Annotated in this window: 16 protein-coding genes; 5 read left to right on the top strand and 11 right to left on the bottom strand. The window is 72.2% G+C overall.

The window, feature by feature from the left end; genetic code table 11:
- Positions 1-102 precede the first annotated feature (102 nt).
- The 5 genes from FHR37_RS04065 to FHR37_RS04045 form a co-directional block, all read right to left on the bottom strand.
- Positions 103-1188, bottom strand: coding sequence for a phosphatase PAP2 family protein (locus FHR37_RS04065; RefSeq protein ID WP_092887393.1), 1086 nt, complete (start codon positions 1186-1188; stop codon positions 103-105).
- 398 nt (positions 1189-1586) lie between these two features.
- The gene (locus FHR37_RS04060) at positions 1587-2183 is read right to left on the bottom strand and encodes a PH domain-containing protein (protein ID WP_237769021.1); all 597 of its coding nucleotides are present in this window, start codon (positions 2181-2183) and stop codon (positions 1587-1589) included.
- Between the two features lie 47 nt (positions 2184-2230).
- Positions 2231-2398 carry a hypothetical protein gene (locus FHR37_RS04055; RefSeq protein WP_175542733.1) on the bottom strand — a complete coding sequence of 56 codons (168 nt, stop codon included), beginning with the start codon at positions 2396-2398 and terminating at the stop codon, positions 2231-2233.
- A 164-nt stretch (positions 2399-2562) separates the two neighbouring features.
- Positions 2563-3585, bottom strand: coding sequence for a methylmalonyl Co-A mutase-associated GTPase MeaB (meaB, locus tag FHR37_RS04050; RefSeq protein ID WP_092887688.1), 1023 nt, complete (start codon positions 3583-3585; stop codon positions 2563-2565).
- Between the two features lie 47 nt (positions 3586-3632).
- Positions 3633-4823, bottom strand: a complete 1191-nt coding sequence (locus FHR37_RS04045; protein WP_092887387.1) for an acetyl-CoA C-acetyltransferase — start codon at positions 4821-4823, stop codon at positions 3633-3635.
- Positions 4824-4913: 90 nt separating this feature from the next.
- On the opposite strand from FHR37_RS04045, the gene mce reads away from it, so the two are divergent.
- The 3 genes from mce to FHR37_RS04030 all read left to right on the top strand — a co-directional run bounded on the left by mce (position 4914) and on the right by FHR37_RS04030 (position 8941).
- Positions 4914-5408: a methylmalonyl-CoA epimerase gene (mce, locus tag FHR37_RS04040; RefSeq protein WP_092887385.1), complete on the top strand. Its 495-nt coding sequence runs from the start codon at positions 4914-4916 to the stop codon at positions 5406-5408.
- Positions 5409-5896: 488 nt separating this feature from the next.
- Complete coding sequence (locus FHR37_RS04035; RefSeq protein ID WP_092887382.1) at positions 5897-7351, top strand: DivIVA domain-containing protein; 1455 nt, start codon at positions 5897-5899, stop codon at positions 7349-7351.
- Positions 7352-7537: 186 nt separating this feature from the next.
- Positions 7538-8941: an AI-2E family transporter gene (locus tag FHR37_RS04030; protein WP_092887685.1), complete on the top strand. Its 1404-nt coding sequence runs from the start codon at positions 7538-7540 to the stop codon at positions 8939-8941.
- Between the two features lie 289 nt (positions 8942-9230).
- Here the strand turns inward: FHR37_RS04030 and FHR37_RS04025 are convergent, their stop codons facing one another.
- From FHR37_RS04025 to FHR37_RS04010, 4 genes are all read right to left on the bottom strand, one after another.
- Positions 9231-10016, bottom strand: a complete 786-nt coding sequence (locus FHR37_RS04025) for a ThuA domain-containing protein (protein WP_092887379.1) — start codon at positions 10014-10016, stop codon at positions 9231-9233.
- A gap of 95 nt (positions 10017-10111) precedes the next feature.
- Positions 10112-11242 (bottom strand): Gfo/Idh/MocA family protein, encoded by a 1131-nt coding sequence (locus FHR37_RS04020; RefSeq protein ID WP_092887375.1) that lies wholly within the window; start codon positions 11240-11242, stop codon positions 10112-10114.
- Positions 11243-11366: 124 nt separating this feature from the next.
- Complete coding sequence (locus tag FHR37_RS04015) at positions 11367-12254, bottom strand: alpha/beta hydrolase (RefSeq protein ID WP_202884474.1); 888 nt, start codon at positions 12252-12254, stop codon at positions 11367-11369.
- Positions 12255-12269: 15 nt separating this feature from the next.
- On the bottom strand, positions 12270-12566 hold the full coding sequence (locus FHR37_RS04010; protein ID WP_092887373.1) for a hypothetical protein: 297 nt from the start codon (positions 12564-12566) through the stop codon (positions 12270-12272).
- Between the two features lie 59 nt (positions 12567-12625).
- On the opposite strand from FHR37_RS04010, the gene FHR37_RS32305 reads away from it, so the two are divergent.
- Positions 12626-12844, top strand: coding sequence for an FmdB family zinc ribbon protein (locus tag FHR37_RS32305; protein ID WP_092887369.1), 219 nt, complete (start codon positions 12626-12628; stop codon positions 12842-12844).
- Positions 12845-12872: 28 nt separating this feature from the next.
- Here the strand turns inward: FHR37_RS32305 and FHR37_RS04000 are convergent, their stop codons facing one another.
- A complete protein-coding gene (locus FHR37_RS04000; RefSeq protein ID WP_092887366.1) occupies positions 12873-14909 on the bottom strand; it encodes a hypothetical protein in 2037 nt (678 codons plus the stop codon).
- A gap of 417 nt (positions 14910-15326) precedes the next feature.
- Between FHR37_RS04000 and nucS the strand changes: the two genes are divergently transcribed.
- Positions 15327-16004 (top strand): endonuclease NucS, encoded by a 678-nt coding sequence (gene nucS / locus FHR37_RS03995; protein WP_092887363.1) that lies wholly within the window; start codon positions 15327-15329, stop codon positions 16002-16004.
- Here nucS and FHR37_RS03990 read toward each other — a convergent pair.
- Positions 15956-17017, bottom strand: coding sequence for an AraC family transcriptional regulator (locus FHR37_RS03990; RefSeq protein ID WP_237769020.1), 1062 nt, complete (start codon positions 17015-17017; stop codon positions 15956-15958). The genes nucS and FHR37_RS03990 overlap by 49 nt on opposite strands.
- Between the last annotated feature and the right edge of the window lie 94 nt (positions 17018-17111).

Below are 17111 nucleotides of genomic sequence, written 5' to 3'. Positions count from 1 at the left end.
GAACGTAACAGGCGAGCCGTACGGCCCTTGGAACCGGTCCGGACCTGGGCGGCCACCCGGGCACGTTCGCCGACGGGTGGCCAGGTCGACCCGGGGTCTGTTCTAGTCGGGACGGCCCGTGCTGGAGGTCCCAGCTTCCGCGGGGTCGGGGCGCTCGTCAGGTCGCACACTCCCCCGGCGTTCGGGCCGGACGTCCGGCCGGACCTCGGCCCGCGTGCGGGTGGGGGCATCGCCCCGCACGCCGGTTCGCGCCGCACGCCGCACCTCCGGCCGCACCTCCGACCGGGCATCCGGCCGGGAACCGGACAGGCGCGGGTCCGTGCTGCCGGTGTGCACCCGCCGGGCGACCGCCTTCGCCGGAGGCACCACCCGCGGCCGGATCAACCCGACCGTCCACTCGACGGCCACCCAGGTCGGGCCCGCCAGCCGGCGAAGCCACCGGCGCACCTCGTTCCAGTGCAGGTCGGCCAGCAGCGACAGTTGCAGCACCGCGGCGCCGACCATCGTCCCCGCGATGAGATCGCTGAACCAGTGCGTGTGCCGGTAGACCGAGATCACCACCATCAGCACCTCGGCCGCCGCGACCAGCCCGATCAGCAGCCAGCGCAGCCGCCTGCGCACCTCGCCGTACCGCACCAGCAGCGCCACGACCAGCCCGTAGACGAAGATCACGTTGGCGGTGTGGCCGGAAGGGAAGAGCACGTTGTCGCCGGTGAACAAGGCCGGCCCGCCGGTACGTGGACTCTCCCGGCCGCTGGCGAGCTTGACGACGCCGATGGTGAAGTTCAGCCCAAGGGTGGCGCCCACCGCGATGACCAGCGGGCGGATGCTGCGGATGCGGCGACTGAGGTAGTACGCCACCCCGAACAGCAGGGGCAGACAGATGAGCCGCTGGCCGATCCGGTCAACCTTGTCGGCGTAGGAGTACTCGTACGGACCCTTGAACTTCCAGATGTGCGCGACGACCTCGTCCAGTCGGAGCAGAGGACCGCCGCGCGCCAGGTCGAGCAGGATGGCGACGACGCCGACGAGCAGCACGGCCGCCAGCACCGGAAAGCGCGGCGCCGGGCGGACGATCTCGTCGGTCCGGGACGGGGTGGTGGCGAGCTCGGCGTCCGGGGACTCCTCGCGACTGCCATCGTCGCGACGGGACTCGTCTCGGTGCGGCTCGGAGACTCGGCCATGCATCGACCAGCCGGCTCCTCTCGGTGCGGGTGGATATCGGCGGGATCTGGGTGTGGTGACGTGCCGATACCCAAGTGCCAGGTGGCACCCAGTCAGTCAACCTGACGATAGACGAGTGGTGACGGATGGTGGTTCCGCCACGAGTGTTGACCACTGAGCGTTATCTCATCATTCATCCACCCGTCGCGATGACCTCGCGAGCATACCCACAACGACTGGGAGCGGCCGGACTGGTGAACGGGCCGCTGGGCGCGGCCACGGCGGGCGCACGAGCGGCCACGCACGAAGAATTCAGGGCCCGAGGAGGGGCGCGGGCCCGAGGAGATCGGCGGCCCGAGGATGAGATCGGCGGCCGAAGGGAGCCGGCGCGGCGTTCGGTCGGCGGAACGCCGGCGCGGCCCTCAGCGCGGGAACCGGCGCGCGGTGGGCGGGCCGGGGCGGCGCGGATGGTTGGCGCGGGGCCGGGCGCCAGCCGGTGCCTTCACGTTCGTCGAACTCGAACCATCGCCCTCGTCCTCCTTGGCCGTGGCCCGCAGGCCGGAACGCTGCAGCAGCCGCTGGATCGTGAGGTCACGCTGGTCGGGTTTGCCGACGAACTTGATGTCGCGCAGCCCCTGCTCCTGCGCGGCGGACTCGAAGATGAAGTGCCCGTATCCGAGGATCCGGCCGACGAACGGCTTGTCCACGGTGATGTCGAGGATCCGCATGATCGGAGTCGTGGCGATCTTCTTGGTCATGACTCCGCTCACCCGGAACACCCGCATGTTGGTGATGACGAATCTGTCCATGTGTTCGATCAGCGCGCGTGCGCCGGCGTGGGCGAGCAGCACGAGCGCCGCGATGAACGGCACCCATGCCATGTTGACGGGGAGGTTGATCATGGCCCCCAGCAACAGCAGCGCGCCGACACACTCGAGTACCGGAATGATGAAGACCACCCAGTGGTGGCGTACTTCATCGACGACCACCTCGCCCTCGTCGGCGAGGAGGTGCCGCACGATCTTAGGGTCAGCGAAATTGAGCCTGACCCATCGAACGGGTCCGGTCACGCGAACACGGAACTGAGGAACTGGATGAGGGCCTGGAAGCCCTGTCCGATCAAGGCACCCGCGCCGCGGACGGCGCCGGCAGCGTTCTCCGGCCTGGTCACCAGATAGAACGCGGCAAAGGCGATCACAAGCCAGGTGACCACTTTCTTAGTACCGGCTGTCACGACCGTACTCCTCCCTCGTTGGGCTCCCTGCGGCCTTCGCGTGTTGTAGCCCAGCATGAACTCTAAGTGGTTTCGACCGGAAGGCAAATGGGGCACGGCACACTTGTCCACACCGCGGGCTCAGACGGCCTGAAGGTCTGACCAAACGGGCATCGCGGACGATGTTAGCGAGAACTCGCCGCCCTGGCACCCCCGTTGGGGTCACCCATCCGCGACGGCTGGTCACCGAGCATCTGGCCGACCAGTTCGTCGGCCGCGCGGTACGGGTCGAGCTCGCCGCCCGCGACCCGGGCGGCCACGGCGTCCAGACGGTGGTCGCGGGGCAGCCGGTCCAGGCGGGTACGCAGGTCGACCAGCGCCAGCGCCTCGACCTCCGCGCGGGCCCGCCGGACCCGGCGCCGGGCGAGTTCACCGGAGTCCACACCGTCGGCGTGGTGCCGGTCCACCGCCTCCACGACCGCGTCGACTCCCTCACCGGACGTCGCCACGGTCAACACGATCGGCGGCCTCCAGACGCCGTCGGGCCACGAGCCCAACGCCAGCATGTTGCGCAGGTCGCGGCGGACGCGTTCGGCGCCCTCCCGGTCGGCCTTGTTGACGACGTAGACGTCGCCGACCTCCAGCAGGCCCGCCTTGGCCACCTGTACGGCGTCGCCCATGCCGGGCGCGAGGAGGACGAGGGTGGTGTCGGCGAGCCCGGCCACCTCGACCTCGGACTGTCCCACTCCCACCGTCTCGATCAGGATCACCGCGCAGCCGGCCGCGTCCAGGACGCGGACCGCCTGCGGTGTGGCCCAGGCGAGTCCGCCGAGGTGCCCCCGGGTTGCCATCGAGCGGATGAACACTTCGGGGTCGGTGGCGTGGTCCTGCATCCGGACCCGGTCGCCCAGCAGCGCTCCCCCGGAGAACGGCGACGTGGGGTCGACCGCCAGGACACCCACCCGCAGACCCTGCCGGCGGTAGGCGGCCACCAGGGCGGAGGTGCAGGTCGACTTGCCCACGCCCGGCGCGCCGGTGATGCCGACCACCCTGGCCTGCCCGGCGTACGGCGCGAGCGTGGCCGCCACCTCACGCAGCTCCGGCGAGGCGTCCTCCACCAGGGAGATCAACCGGCCGACCGCCCTCGGGTCACCTGACCGTGCGCCCTCGACGAGATCGGCGACCGAACGCCGGCGCCGGCCGCTCACACGGTGTGCGGCTGCCCCGCCGGCCTCGGCCTTCGGGGCGGGCTCGCTCACCGGGATCCGCCGCCGGCCCGGACGACCAGTGCGTCGCCCTGACCACCACCGCCACACAGGGCGGCCGCGCCGACTCCGCCACCTCGGCGGTCGAGCTCCAGCGCGAGGTGCAGAACGAGCCGTGCGCCCGACATGCCGAGCGGGTGGCCGAGCGCGATCGCCCCGCCGTGCACGTTGACGCGCTCCTCGTCCACCCCGAGCTCGCGCACCGAGTGCACGGCGACCGCCGCGAACGCCTCGTTGATCTCGATCAGGTCCAGGTCGGCCGGAGTGATGCCCTCCTTGGCGCAGGCGGACGCGATCGCCGCGGCCGGCTGGGAGTGCAGTGAGGAGTCCGGTCCAGCGACCGTGCCGTGCGCCCCGATCTCGGCGATCCAGCTCAGCCCGAGCCGCCCGGCCACCGCCTTGCTGGCCACGACGACGGCGCACGCGCCGTCGGAGATCGGGGAGGAGGAACCGGCGGTGATCGATCCCTCGGGAGTGAACGCCGGGGAGAGCCCGGCCAGCCGGTCGGCCGTGGTGTCCGGGCGGATGCCCTCGTCGGCGCTGACCACCAGCGGCTCGCCACGGCGCTGGGGCACCTCGATCGGGGCGATCTCCGCCTCGAAGATGCCGTCCTTGGCCGCCGTCGCGGCCCGCTGGTGGGAGCGCGCGGCGAACACGTCCTGCTCCTCCCGCGTCAGCCCCAGCTCGGCGTTGCGCCGGTCGGTCAGGACGCCCATGGGCGCGTCGGTGTAGGCGTCCCACAGCCCGTCGTGCTCCATCGAGTCAAGGAGCTGGGCGTTGCCGTACTTCACGCCGGTGCGTGAGCGGGGCAGCACGTGGGGGGCGTTCGTCATCGACTCCATCCCGCCGGCCACCACGATGTCGAACTCGCCGAGCCGGATCAGCTGGTCGGCGAGCGCGATCGCGTCCAGCCCGGACAGGCACACCTTGTTGACCGTGATCGCGGGAACCGTCATCGGGATGCCGGCCTTCACCGCGGCCTGGCGGGCGGTCAACTGTCCCCCGCCGGCCTGCAGCACGTGGCCCATCACGACGTACTGCACCTGGTCAGGTGACACACCGGAGCGGTCGAGAGCCGCCTTGATCGCGATCCCGCCGAGGTCGACGGCGGAGAAGTCCCTGAGCGAGCCGAGCAGACGCCCCATGGGGGTGCGCGCGCCGCTGACGATGACGGTTTCCACGACCCCACCCTACGCGGGCGAGGTCTGCTCGTCCCGGTTCGTCGGCGGGCCTGGGACCGCCCGGACCGGCGATGGCGGAGGATGGGGCACATGCCCGACGAGACCTCCACTTCACGGCCGGCCTCCCCACCGGTCCCTCCGGTGTTCGGCTCGATCGACCACGTGGGCGTCGCCGTCCGCGACCTGGACGCGGCGATCTCGTGGTACGAACAGACGTTCGGAATGCGGCTCGTACACATCGAGACCAACGAGGAACAGGGCGTACGCGAGGCGATGCTCGAGGTGGGCACGTCCGGGCCCCAGCTCCAGCTGATCGCTCCCCTGCGGGACGACTCCCCGGTGGGCCGCTTCCTCGCCTCCCGCGGCGAGGGCCTGCACCAGGTGGCCTACTCCGTGGACGACGTGGCGGAGGCGTCGGCGACGCTGCGGGCACGCGGAGTGGAACTTCTGTACGACGAAGCGCGGCGGGGCACCGCGGGGACGCGGGTCAACTTCATCCACCCGAAGGCGGCCGGCGGCTTCCTCGTCGAACTCGTCCAGGCCGCACCGGACAGTGCCGACGGCGCGCCGGAGCCGGACCGGTAGGCCACCGCCGGCCCCGGGAGTCCGTCCGGGAAGGATCCCGGGCTCCGCGCCGGGCCGGCGGGACCGAATCCTTAACAGTTCCGCAGAAATCTGAGAATCCTGGCCACAGGCATCCACGGGCACACGGTCGCGTGCCAAGGTTGTGGAGGTGCCCTGCTCGCAGCGGGACAGGGCGTGGTCGAGGGGTTCACCGAACGGAGCGGTACGCGGGCTGGACGGGCCGGACAGATCTGTACGAGGGGCCGGACAGGCTCAGGACGGGACCTGGGCAAGATCTGGACGGGGGCTGGACAGGGCGGGTGGCGCGGATAGTGTCGTGCGCTTCGGTCGTACGATTCGGCGGCCTGTCCCCGGTGGGTGGCACGCTTGGTCACCGGCTAGGGTTCGTCGCCGCACCGGCGGCCGCCTGTCGGTGGTCCCGTCGTAGCGGGTGTCTGCCGGGCCGGGGCACCATAGGGGGAGTTCCACCGACGCTGTGAGGAGCGCAGATGTCTGAGCCGGACGAAGGCCTTTCCCTTCTGGAGAATGGTCGCAAGGTCGGCACGTTCACCACCGTCCTCCTCGGTTACGACCGGCAGGAAGTCGACCAGGTGGTCGAGCAGCTCGACTCCGCCCTCGACGAACGCGACCGGACCGTCGGTGACCTCCAACGAGACCTCGCGCTGACCAGGCGCGCCCTCGAGGACGCCGGCGAGCCCACCTGGGCCAAGCTCGGGCGGCGGGCGCAGGAGATCCTGCGCCTGTCCGAGGAGCAGGCCCTCGACGTGGAGACCCGCGCCGACGACGCCGCCGCCGACATCCGGGCCGAGGCGCAGGCGGAGGCGCGGCGGCTCACCGACGACGCCGAGCGGGCGGCCTCGGAGCTGCGCAGGCGGGTGGCGGACGAGACGGAGAAGATCCGCAACGCCTCCGACGAGGAGGCCGAGCGCATCATCAAGGCCGCACAGAAGCGGCGCGAGGAGATCCTCCGGCACGCCTCGGACAACTCCAACCGGCAGTTGCGCGACCTCGAACACCAACTCAGGACCCGGCGGCAGGGCGCCGAGCACGACGTCTCGGCCATGCGCGCCACCGCCGAGCGGGAGGTCATCGAGCTGCGCGGCCGCGCCGACCAGGAGGTGACCGAGCTCCGGTCGACCGCCGACCGGGAGGTCAAGGAGCTGCGTACCACCGCCCGGCGGGAGGTCGCCGCGCTCCGGGCCACCGCCGAGCGGGACGTGACCGAGCTGCGCACCACCGCCGAGCGGGAGGTCGCAGAGTTGCGGGCCACCGCCGAGCAGGAGGTGGCGGAGCTGCGGGCCACCGCCGAGCGGGAGGTCACCGAGCTGCGCACCACCGCGGAGCAGGAGGTCACCGAATTCCGCTCGACCGCCGACCGGGAGGTGGCCGAGAAGCGCGCGGACGTCGAGCGCGAGGTCGCCGAACGCCGCAACGCCGTCGCCGGGGTCCTGGAGCAGGCGCAGCGCGAAGCCGCGGCCGTGCACACCGCCGCCACCTCCGAGGCCCACCGCAACACCAGCCACGCCGAGCAACTGCTGCGGGACGCCGAGAAGCGCGCGCACGACAGCGACCAGCGCACCGAGGAACGCCTGCGGGCCGCGAACGACCGGGTGGCACAGGTACTGGCCCGCTCCCGCCGCGAGGCGGAGCAGATCCGCAGGGAGGCGCGCGCGGAGGCCGAGCGCATCGAGCGGGACGCGCAGGCCCGGGCACGGGAGGACACCACGGCGGCCGAACGCCAGATCGCCAACCTCCACCGGCAGCGCGACGAGCTGATCGAGAGCCTCACCCGGCTCAAGGACAACGTCCACGTGATCTCCGGCGCCAACGTCCCCGACCAGCAGCGGCCGGCGCCGGTCGGCGCCGCCAGCGGCACAGCCGCGCAGGCGGGGGCGCAGGACAGCAACCGGCCCGGCAACGGCGGGACGTCCGCGGAGTCCTGACGCTCGGGTCCCGGCACCCGGGTCCCGGCACTCGGGGTCGGCGATCGGGTCGGTGGTCGGCCAGTCGAGGAGCCGCGCCGAGCGGGCTCGGCCGGGCAGGTGCAAAGCCGGGTCGGTCGTGAGAACCTGCACTGGCGTACGCCGGGCAGGACACACCAGGAGCCCCCGGCAATGGTCGGAGGCGACATGGGTGAGCAGAACGCGCCGGGCGGAGCACGGTCCGGAGCCGGCGACGCCGGCCAGTCGTCCGGGGCCCCGGGCTCGGTGGGGCAGGACCGTCCGGCGCCGAACGGCGGCTCCGTGCCGAACGGCGGCTCGACGTCTGCCCACGAGTCGGGTCCGGGAGGCGCCACGCCGACCGCGTCGACAGCCACGCTGCCCGCCGGCCCGGGTGCCGAAGCCGAGGCCGGCGTCCGCGCCGGGGAGAGATCCGAGGCGAGGCCTGGTTCCGGCACCACCGAGCGAAGCCGGGGCGGGAGCGAGCCGGACGACCCGGCGGCCGACGGGGGCGACGACGGCGACGATGGCGACGGCCCGAGGTTCGGGCGGCCCGGGCCACGGATCAGCCGGCGTTCACCGTTCTATCTCGGCTTCTTCGGCGCCCTCGGTGCTTTGCTGGCCTGGCAGCTGTTCAACCTGCTGGCCTCGGCCAGCAGCGTCCTCGTGCTCCTCGTGGTGTCCTTGTACCTCGCCGTCGGGCTCAACCCCGCGGTCGAGTGGTTCGTCCGCCGGCGGATCGGCCGTGGTGTCGCGGTCGCGCTGGTGTTCCTCTGCCTGGTGGTGGTCTTCGCGCTGATCGGCCTGGCGATCATCCCGGTCGTGACGAAGCAGGTCACGTTGTTGATCAACCAGGTGCCCGACTGGTTCACCACGCTGCGCAACAACCCCAACCTCCTGTCACTGGACGACCAGTACCACGTCACCAAGAAAGTCCAGGACTACATCACCAGTGGCGGGCTGGCCGAGCGGCTGTTCGGCGGCGTCGTGGGCGCCAGCCGGATCGTGGCCAGCACGGTGTTCGGCGCGTTCACGATCCTGGTGCTCACGTTGTACTTCCTCGGCTCGCTGCCGACCACGAAGACCGCTCTCTACAAGCTGGTCCCCCGCTCCCGCCGGGACCGCGTGAGCATGCTGGGCGACGAGATCCTCGCCCGGGTCGGCAGCTACGTCGGCGGGCAGCTGGCGGTGGCGGCGATCGCGGCGTCCGCGTCGTTCGTGTTCTTCCTGATCGTCGGGCTGAGCGAGTACGCCCTCGCGCTGGCGATCGTGGTGGCGATCCTCGGCCTGATCCCGCTGATCGGCGGCGCCGTCTCGGCGGTGGTCGCGACCTCGATCGGCCTGCTCACCGACGTGAAGATCGGGATCGCCTGCATCATCTACTACGTCATCTACCAGCAGATCGAGAACTACCTGATCTATCCCCGGATCATGCAGCGCTCGGTGAAGGTGCCCGGCACGGTCATCGTCGTCGCGGCCCTGGCCGGCGGGTCGCTGCTGGGCATCGTCGGCGCCCTGCTCGCGGTGCCCACCGCGGCCGCGATCCTGCTGCTCATCCGCGAGGTGCTCCACCCCCGCCTCGAAGAGGCGTAGGGAACTTCCCGACGGCGGGAACCTTCCGTCGCCACGACCTTCCCGACGGCGGGAACGTATCGATGGCAGGAACGTACCGACGACGGGGAAGGAACGTACGGCGGAAACGTCCCGGCGGCCGGAACCTTCCCACGCAGCGGACCTTCCCACGCCGCGGACCTTCCACCGACGAGAAAGGTCCCGACGCCGGTGAGAATCCGGCGTCGGGACCTTCCCTACTCCTGAAACATCTCTTCGCGGGGAACGTCCCCACGCAGGCAGAATTCCTGCGCAGGATCCCCCGCTCCGGTCAGGACTGCGCGAGGCGCGGGTCCGCCGTCGGCAGGCTCTCGCCGGAGTCGTACCACCCGGTCGGGCGGCGGGACACGAACGGCGTGATCCGCTCGGTGCCGGTCGGAGCCGCCCAGGTGACCGCGTTGGACAGCACCCGCTGGATGTCGGGGTGGTGGTAGACGGGGTACTCCTGGTCGCCGGGGCTGAAGTAGAAGACCCGGCCACGGCCGCGGCGGTACGCGCACCCGCTGCGGAACACCTCGCCACCGGTGAACGAGCTGATGAACACCAGCTCGTCCGGCTGCGGGATGTCGAAGTACTCGCCGTACATCTCCTGCGCCGGGATCACGATGGGGTTCGGCACGCCCGCCGCGATCGGGTGGTCGGGCGCGACCGTCCAGACCATCTCCCGGTCGTTCTCGCTGCGCCAGTCCAGCGAGCAGGTGGTGCCCATCAGCTTGCGGAAGATCTTGGAGAAGTGGCCCGAGTGCAGGACCAGGATCCCCATGCCGCCGAGCACCGCCTCGTGCACCCGGTCGACGACCTCGTCGGAGACCTCGCCGTGGGCGGCGTGGCCCCACCAGGTCAGCACGTCGGTCTGCGCGAGCACCTCTGCGGTCAGCCCGTGCTCGGGCTCCTGCAGGGTGGCGGTGCGGACGACGACGTCCTCACCGAGGTGCTTGGCGATGCCGTTGGCGATCGCGCCGTGCATGCCGTCGGGGTAGATCTCCTTGACCGAGGCGTCCCGCTGCTCGTGGACGTTCTCGCCCCAGACTGTCACCCGGATCGGGGACACGCTCATGTGGTAACTCCCTGGTTGCTTGGTTGGGAAGGCTGTGCGGGGCCGGCCGGCCCCGGTGGTGAGGGTGGTGAGGGCGAACGGGAAGGACCCGCTGCTCAGGCCTCCACCACGGGGACCTCGCGGCCCTCCAGCGACGACAGGTAGCAGGCGTCGATGATGCGGGCGCGGGCCAGGCCGTCCCGGCCGGTGTGCGCCGACCAGTCTCCACCACGGATGACGCCCACGAAGTCGCGGACGACCGCGCGGTGCCCCTCGCCGCGGACGACCCGCGGACGCACCTCGGCGGGCGCTCCGGCCACGTCGGTGTAGATACGGAGCGTGTCCTCGGAGGCGTAGTTCTCCACGCCGATCTCGGCGCCGCCGTCGGTGCCGTACAGCGAGACGCCGAAGTCGTCGCCGGGCTTGCGGAAGGTCGCCCAGCTGGTCTCCAACTGCAGGACGCCGCCGCCCTCCAGCCGAAGGAACGCGGTGGCGAGGTCCTCCACCTCGTACGCCGAACCCACCGTCTGCTTGGCGGCGTACTCCGAACCGCCCAGCCCGCGCGGGCCGAGCTCGGAGAACGTCGACGCGCTCGCGGACAGCACCCGCGGCTCGCCGAGGAGGTACAGCGCCATGTCGAGCATGTGCACACCGAGGTCGATGAGCGGTCCGCCACCGGCCATCTCGCGGTTGGTGAACCAGCTGCCCATGCCGGGGATGCCGTTGCGCCGCATCCAGTGCGCCTTGGCGTAGTAGACGCGGCCGAGCTGGCCGGCATCCAACTGCTGCTTGAGGATCGAGACGTCGCCGCGCTCGCGGTGGTTGAAGCACACCTTGAGGACGCGGTTGGCCTTCACGGCCGCGTCGACGATGGTCTGCGCCTCCTCACCGGACCGGGCAAGTGGCTTCTCGCTCAGGACGTGCTTGCCGGCCTCGAGGGCGGCGATCGCGATCGGCGCGTGCAGGTGCGTCGGCGTGGCCACACTCACCGCGTCGAGGTCGTCACGTGCGATCAGGTCCTGCCAGCGCGCGTACAGGTGAGGAATGGCGTGTTCCTTGCCGAGCTCGGCGAGGCGGTCGGCCTCGAGCCCGGCGAGGGCGACGACCTCGACGTCCGGCAGGGCGAGGTAGCCCTTGAGGGCCGCCTGCCCGGCGAAGCCGAGGCCGACGACGCCGACACGGAGGGGACGGGAAGGATCTGGCTGCCCGGCGGCCGGAGGCTGCGCCGGATTCGAATTGGTGCTCATCGCCGCCCAGTTTATGGAGTGCACCTGTATGCCCCGAAGGCGCGGAGTCGGGGGCAGCTTGGCCAAACCCGGCCACCCTGCACGCGAGGTCGAGAGTTGTGCTCCATGATCGGGTCCGACTGTGTCAGGACGGCGACACGGTGGAACCGTCGCCGGGTACGGGAACGTCGGCGAAGGCGGCCACGGTCCGGTCCGCGTAGGCGCTGGCGTCGGCGTACTCCATCTCGCCTGCCCAGGTCCTCGGCAACGGACCCACCCCGGGCGCCACCCTGGCGACGATCTCGTCCAGGATCCGCTCGGCGTCACCGACCCACAGATGCTTGCCGCCGTCGATGCCGACCACCTCCGCCTGCGGAATCGCCGCGAACCGGTCCCGGGCCTCGGCAGGGCGCAGGTAGTCGTCGAACTCCGGCACGAGGGCGGTGACCGGCTTGCCGGAGTCCGCCCACACCGTCAGGTGCTCGGGCCGGGAGAACCGCAGCGACGGCGAGAGCAGGATCGCGCCCTCCACCACCGGGTCGCAGCCGTGCATCAGCACCAGGTCGGAGCCGAACGACCAGCCCACCAGCCAGATCCGGGGCAGCTCGGCGAACTCGGCGTACTCGAGCGCGGCCGCCACGTCGAACCGCTCGGCGTCCCCGCCGTCGAACTCCCCCTCGCTCGCGCCCTGGACGCTGCGGGTGCCGCGGGTGTTGAACCGTACGACGGCGATCCCGGCCAGCGCTGGCAGCCGGTAGGCGGCCTTGCGGTAGATGTGGCTGTCCATCATCCCGCCGTGGGTCGGCAGCGGGTGGACGCAGACCAGTGTCGCGGCCGGCGCGCGGTCCAGCGGCTGCGCGACCTCACCGACCAGGGTCGGACCGTCGGCGGTTTCCAGGGCGAGGGGGGTACGCCTGGCCGGGAGGACGCTGTTGGCCCGGATCGGGCGGGCGGCACCCTCGGTGTCGGCACGGCCCTCGGCGGCACTGCCCTGGCCGGCGGGCTCGGCGGGAGTTTCGGCGGAACTGGTCACCCACCGATTGTCGCCTCAGCGGCGGCGGCGCCGGTCGCGGGCCTGCCAGCAGCCGTTGTGCCAGTGCCGGCGTTCGTCCAGCCCGGTGCCGGCGAACGAGGCGGGATCCACCGGCCACGCCACCACGTGCGGCGTGGCGGGCGGGATCAACTGGTCGCAACCAGGACAGCGGTAGGGCTTCGTACTCGTCGAGCCGGTGAGCTTGCGGACCACCCAGTCGCCGTCGGGCCACTCCTCCACCTGCTGGTGACCGCCGAACAGCGGCCGCTGCGGAGGCTCGGAGCGGCGGGGTCGCGGGCGGCGGCGGGGCACGGCCCAATTGTCGCCTGCGCACCTGTGCCGTCGACGCGGCGGTCGCCTACTCTGGGCGCGTGCCGCGATACGAGTACCGCTGCCGCACCTGCGGCGACACGTTCGAGCGTGCCCTGCCGATGAGCGAGTCGGGCGCGCCCGCCTCCTGCCCCCAGGGTCACGGGGACACGGTGAAGTTGCTGTCCACCGTCGCGCTCGCCGGCCGGGCCGGCGCCGGTCCGGCGGCCGCGCCGCCGGGCGGGGGCGGTTGCTGCGGCGGCGCCTGCGGTTGCCGCTGACCCCGGTGCCGGTGTGCGGGGACGAGTCCTAGGACAGCCCGTACGCCCGGATCGAGGTCATCGTCAGCTCGTTGCCCCGGTCGTCCTCGGCCAGCGTCCGGACCGAGACGAAGCGGCCCGGCAGGTTCGGGTGGGCCACCTGCGCCGACCAGCGGCCGGAGGCGCCCGGCGTCGTCGGCACCTGCGTCCATCGGTGGCCGTCGTCGTACGACACCCACAGCAGCGTCCGAGTCACCGTGGCGGTCACGTCGGGGCTCGTCGTCATGAGGTTCAGCGTGAACGGCTGTCCCGCGCGCGCCCGTCCGAGCAGGTCGAACGTCCCGACCGCGACCGTGTTCAGCAGCGGGATCGGCTCGACGTAGCCCGCCGGCGCGGCCGAGGCGAACTCCCAGTGCCCGGTCACCGTCGTGGCGTACCTCGACCACGGCACGTGCTGGCCGGCACGGACGTCCAGCGTGTAGGACGCGCGCGTCTTGGGCTGGGCGCCCGCGTTCAGGATGAACGGGTCGGTCGAGGTGGCCACCACCGAGCCGGCGCGGCGCAGCGTGCTGGTGGCGGTGATGCCGGTCGAGTCGTTGACGATGAGCGTCCCGTCGCGCAGGGATGGTGACAGCGGCGCCATGGAGAAGTTCATCACTCCGTCGCCCTGCCGGTAGCCCTCCGCCTGTGGCCGGTACGCCGCCGGGCTGAACGTGTGCCGGACCTGCTGGCCGGACGCGTAGCGGAGCGGGTCGCGGACCTCGCTGTACCAGACCTGGGTGGGACTGCTCCGTGCGTCGAAGTTGTCCGACCACGCCAGCGACCGGCCGGCGTACTGCGGGCTGAACAGGTGCGTGCGCCGGGCGGGCAGCGGCACGTCGAAGTACCACCCCAGCCCGATCATGGAGTCGCCTGGCAGCTCCGCCTCGCGGAACCACACGCCGTCGAGGTTCAGCCCGGCCCCCGGGGCCGCGAACGCCGCGTCGTAGCGGGTCAGGGCCGAGTCGTGCACGACGTACGCCGGGTTGGCCGGCACGCTGCCCTGCTGCCCGAGCAGCAGGTCGTAGGTGACCGAGCCGGCCGCCAGGGAACGGAAGACGGTGAACTCGTACGTCCGGTCGGTGACGCTCCCGGTGGCCCGCGCGTAGAGCTGGTTGGGCACGTTCCCCTGCAGGGTCAGCAGCGTGGTGAATGGCCCGCCGGCGACGGTTTCCACCAGGCCGAACGTCGTCACCACGGTGGTCGGGGAGGCCGCGTCGACCTGGGTGGTGATCAGGTGCGCCTGCCGCGCGTCCAGGGTCACCGTGGTGGCGGCGCCGACGCTGATCCGTGGGGCCGACAGCAGCGTGTAGCTCGCCGGCGAGGTGCCCTGGGTGGTGGAGACGATCCCGCTGAAGCTGTAGGTGCCCGGCGCCAGCTGCGCCACCAGTCCGGTCGGGCCCCCGGCCAGGTCGATCAGGTCGCCGGTGTCGAGGTCGGCGACCACGGTGGGCGAGGGCTGCAGCCGGCTCGGGTCGGTGACCAGCCTGCCCGCGCGGTCGATCACGCGAAGGGTGAGCGTGTACGTCGCGTCCGCCTGTGCGGCGCCACTCTTCGCGCTCCTCGCGGTGCCGGCGGCCGGGGCACCGGCCCGCTTCGGCACGTCCAGCCACACGTGGCTCGGGGTGGTGGCGAGCCAGCGCCAGTTCCTTCCGGCCGCGGCCTTGGGTTCGGCGACGGCACGCCCCCTCAGGCTCGGCACGGCTCTGCCGGGCCGGAACGCACGCGGGATCCACGAGCGGGCGGAGTCGGTGGAAGTCGTGGAAGCGCCCGAAGCCGTCGGGTGGGCGACGACCAGCGGCAGGTGCCGCGTCCGCTCGTCGCCGAGACCCGCGCGCACGAGCCCGGCGACCTCGAACAGCCGCGGATCCAGCCGTCCGCTCGCCACCAGTGGGGCCGCGTCGGCCGGAACGACGTCCAGGTTGCGGCCGTGCTGGCGGATGCCGAACGTCGTTCCGCGACGGCCCGCCGCCGGGATCGGAGTGGCGGTGGAGACGCCGTCACTTCTGGTCGCGACGCGTACCCGGTCGCCGGTGACCAGTGTCACCGTGGCGACCTTCGGCTGCCGCGCGGCACGTCCGGCCCCGGGTCGATCCGCGCCTGCCGGATGTTCCGACCTGACCGCACCCGACGATGCCGACGGCCCCGTACGTACCGGCGACCCGTGGGGCACCGACACCACCGACGGCACCGACGGCACTGCCGCCCACGCGCCCGCCGTTCCCAGCGTTGTCAGGGTCGTCAGAACACCTGTGGTCAGGGCAAGCAGAACCGTTCGCGGCCGACGCATCGATACACCCCCGTGTCAGCGCCACACGCGGCAACCTGTGCGGCGATGCCGGAAGCATTCCACGCAGGGCAGGCGTTCTGTGCGTCATCACGCACGCATCCGGCAATCGGGGACCGACCACGCCCCGGAGCGGACGACGGGCCGGTCACCGCGCATGCCCTAGGGTGAGGCGTCGTGCGCCTCGTCATCGCCTCCTGCCAGGTCGACTACGTCGGCCGGCTCACCGCCCACCTGCCCCGCGCGAACCGCCTCATCCTGGTGAAGGCCGACGGTTCGGTGTCGATTCACAACGACGACCGCGCGTACAAGCCGCTCAACTGGATGAGCCCGCCGTGCAAGCTCGTCGAGCAGCCGGCGAGCGAGTCCGAGCCGGCCCGGTGGACGGTCACCGGCAAGGACGGCGGCCAACTCGTGATCACGCTGGACCAGGTGCTGCACGACTCCAGCCACGAACTCGGCACCGACCCGGGGCTGCGGAAGGACGGTGTGGAGGCGCATCTGCAGGAACTCCTCGCCGACCATCCCGCCACGCTCGGGGAGGGACTCACGCTGGTACGCCGGGAGTACCCCACCGCGATCGGCCCGGTCGACCTGCTCTGCCGCGACGCGGGCGGTGCGGCGATCGCCGTCGAGGTCAAACGGCGCGGCGAGATCGACGGCGTCGAACAGCTCACCCGCTACCTCGAACTCCTCAACCGCGACCCGTTGCTCGCGCCGGTCCGCGGGGTGTTCGCCGCGCAGGAGATCAAGCCGCAGGCCCGGGTCCTCGCGGGCGACCGGGGCATCGAGTGCGTGACGGTCGACTACGACGTACTCCGCGGGCTGGACGACCCGACCGCCCGGCTGTTCTGACGACTGTTCTGACGACTGGTCTGCCGGCTGGTCTGGCGGTAGTCGCCCGGCGGCACCCCGAACCGCTCCCGGAACACCCGGCTGAAGTGGAACGCGCTGACGAACCCCGACGCGGCGGCCACGCTGCCGACCGGCAGGTCGGTCGCCTCCAGCAGCCGTGCCGCGTGCCGCATCCGCGCGTCCCGCAGTGCCCGCATCGGCGTACGGCCGGTCTGCGCGGAGAACAGATGCGCCAGCCGCGACGGTGACAACGCGACCCGTGCGGCCAGCGACGCGACCGTGTGCGGCGCGGCCGGGTCGGCGACGAGCAGCGCCTCGACCCGGCGGACCCGCGGGTCGGCGTTCTCCGCAGACCTCGGACCGGCAGCGGGCCCGGGTCCGGCCGCGGCCACCGCCGCGGTCGTGAGCACCAGCACCTCCTCCACGCCGCCGAGGGCGAGTTCGCGGGCCGCCACACCGGTCGCCGCGGCGGGTACGACGTCGCGGCGGCGCGAGCTCACCGGGTCCGGTGGCGGGCCCTCGCCGGACCACCTGGCGTCCGCGTGCAGTCTCCGGAACGCCGACTCCACCCGCCCGCGGACGAACTCCGGCACCCCCGCCACGTGGTAGAGCCGCTCGCCCACCTGGTGCGGTGCCAGCCAGCCGTGCCAGCCGGGCCGGACCGGGCAGTGCACCCACCAGAACGACCAGCCCGGCGCGCCCGGCGCCACCGCGTAGTCGTGTGCGAGTTCGGGACCGAGCGCCACCAGGTCGCCGGGCTCCGCGCGGACGGTCACCCCGCCCTGCCGGAACCGCCCGCCTCCATCCAGGGTCCAGGCGAACAGCCAGCTCGGCGCGCCCCGCGCCCGGTGCACGGCGTACCCGCCGCCGACGTCGAAGCGGGCGGCCACCACCAACTCCGCCGGAGGAGCGGGCGTCCCCTCGCTGGCGCCGGTTTCCGCGCCGAAGCCGGGGCCGTCGGGATCCTCCCCCGTCGGCCCGGCAGCAGGATCAGGCAGGTCGGCAGCGGTCACGGGCATCCCCAGCCGCCGGGTCGCGCCGTACCGTCAGGAGTCACAGGCAGTTGCATCAGGTACGACCGTACTCACCAGGACCTGAGCCGAGGAG

The organism is Actinopolymorpha cephalotaxi (genome assembly GCF_013408535.1).
Lineage (GTDB): Bacteria > Actinomycetota > Actinomycetes > Propionibacteriales > Actinopolymorphaceae > Actinopolymorpha > Actinopolymorpha cephalotaxi.
Note: the sequence above shows the minus strand (reverse complement) of the source record. Positions and strands in the feature narration are given on the sequence as shown.

What these genes read in the sequence shown, in the direction of transcription:
- FHR37_RS04065 (WP_092887393.1), bottom strand. Translation starts at nt 1,188, where the DNA reads ATGCATGGCCGAGTCTCCGAGCCGCACCGAGACGAGTCCCGTCGCGAC.
- mce (WP_092887385.1), top strand. Translation starts at nt 4,914, where the DNA reads ATGCCCGACGAGACCTCCACTTCACGGCCGGCCTCCCCACCGGTCCCT.
- FHR37_RS04035 (WP_092887382.1), top strand. Translation starts at nt 5,897, where the DNA reads ATGTCTGAGCCGGACGAAGGCCTTTCCCTTCTGGAGAATGGTCGCAAG.
- FHR37_RS04030 (WP_092887685.1), top strand. Translation starts at nt 7,538, where the DNA reads ATGGGTGAGCAGAACGCGCCGGGCGGAGCACGGTCCGGAGCCGGCGAC.
- FHR37_RS04025 (WP_092887379.1), bottom strand. Translation starts at nt 10,016, where the DNA reads ATGAGCGTGTCCCCGATCCGGGTGACAGTCTGGGGCGAGAACGTCCAC.
- FHR37_RS04020 (WP_092887375.1), bottom strand. Translation starts at nt 11,242, where the DNA reads ATGAGCACCAATTCGAATCCGGCGCAGCCTCCGGCCGCCGGGCAGCCA.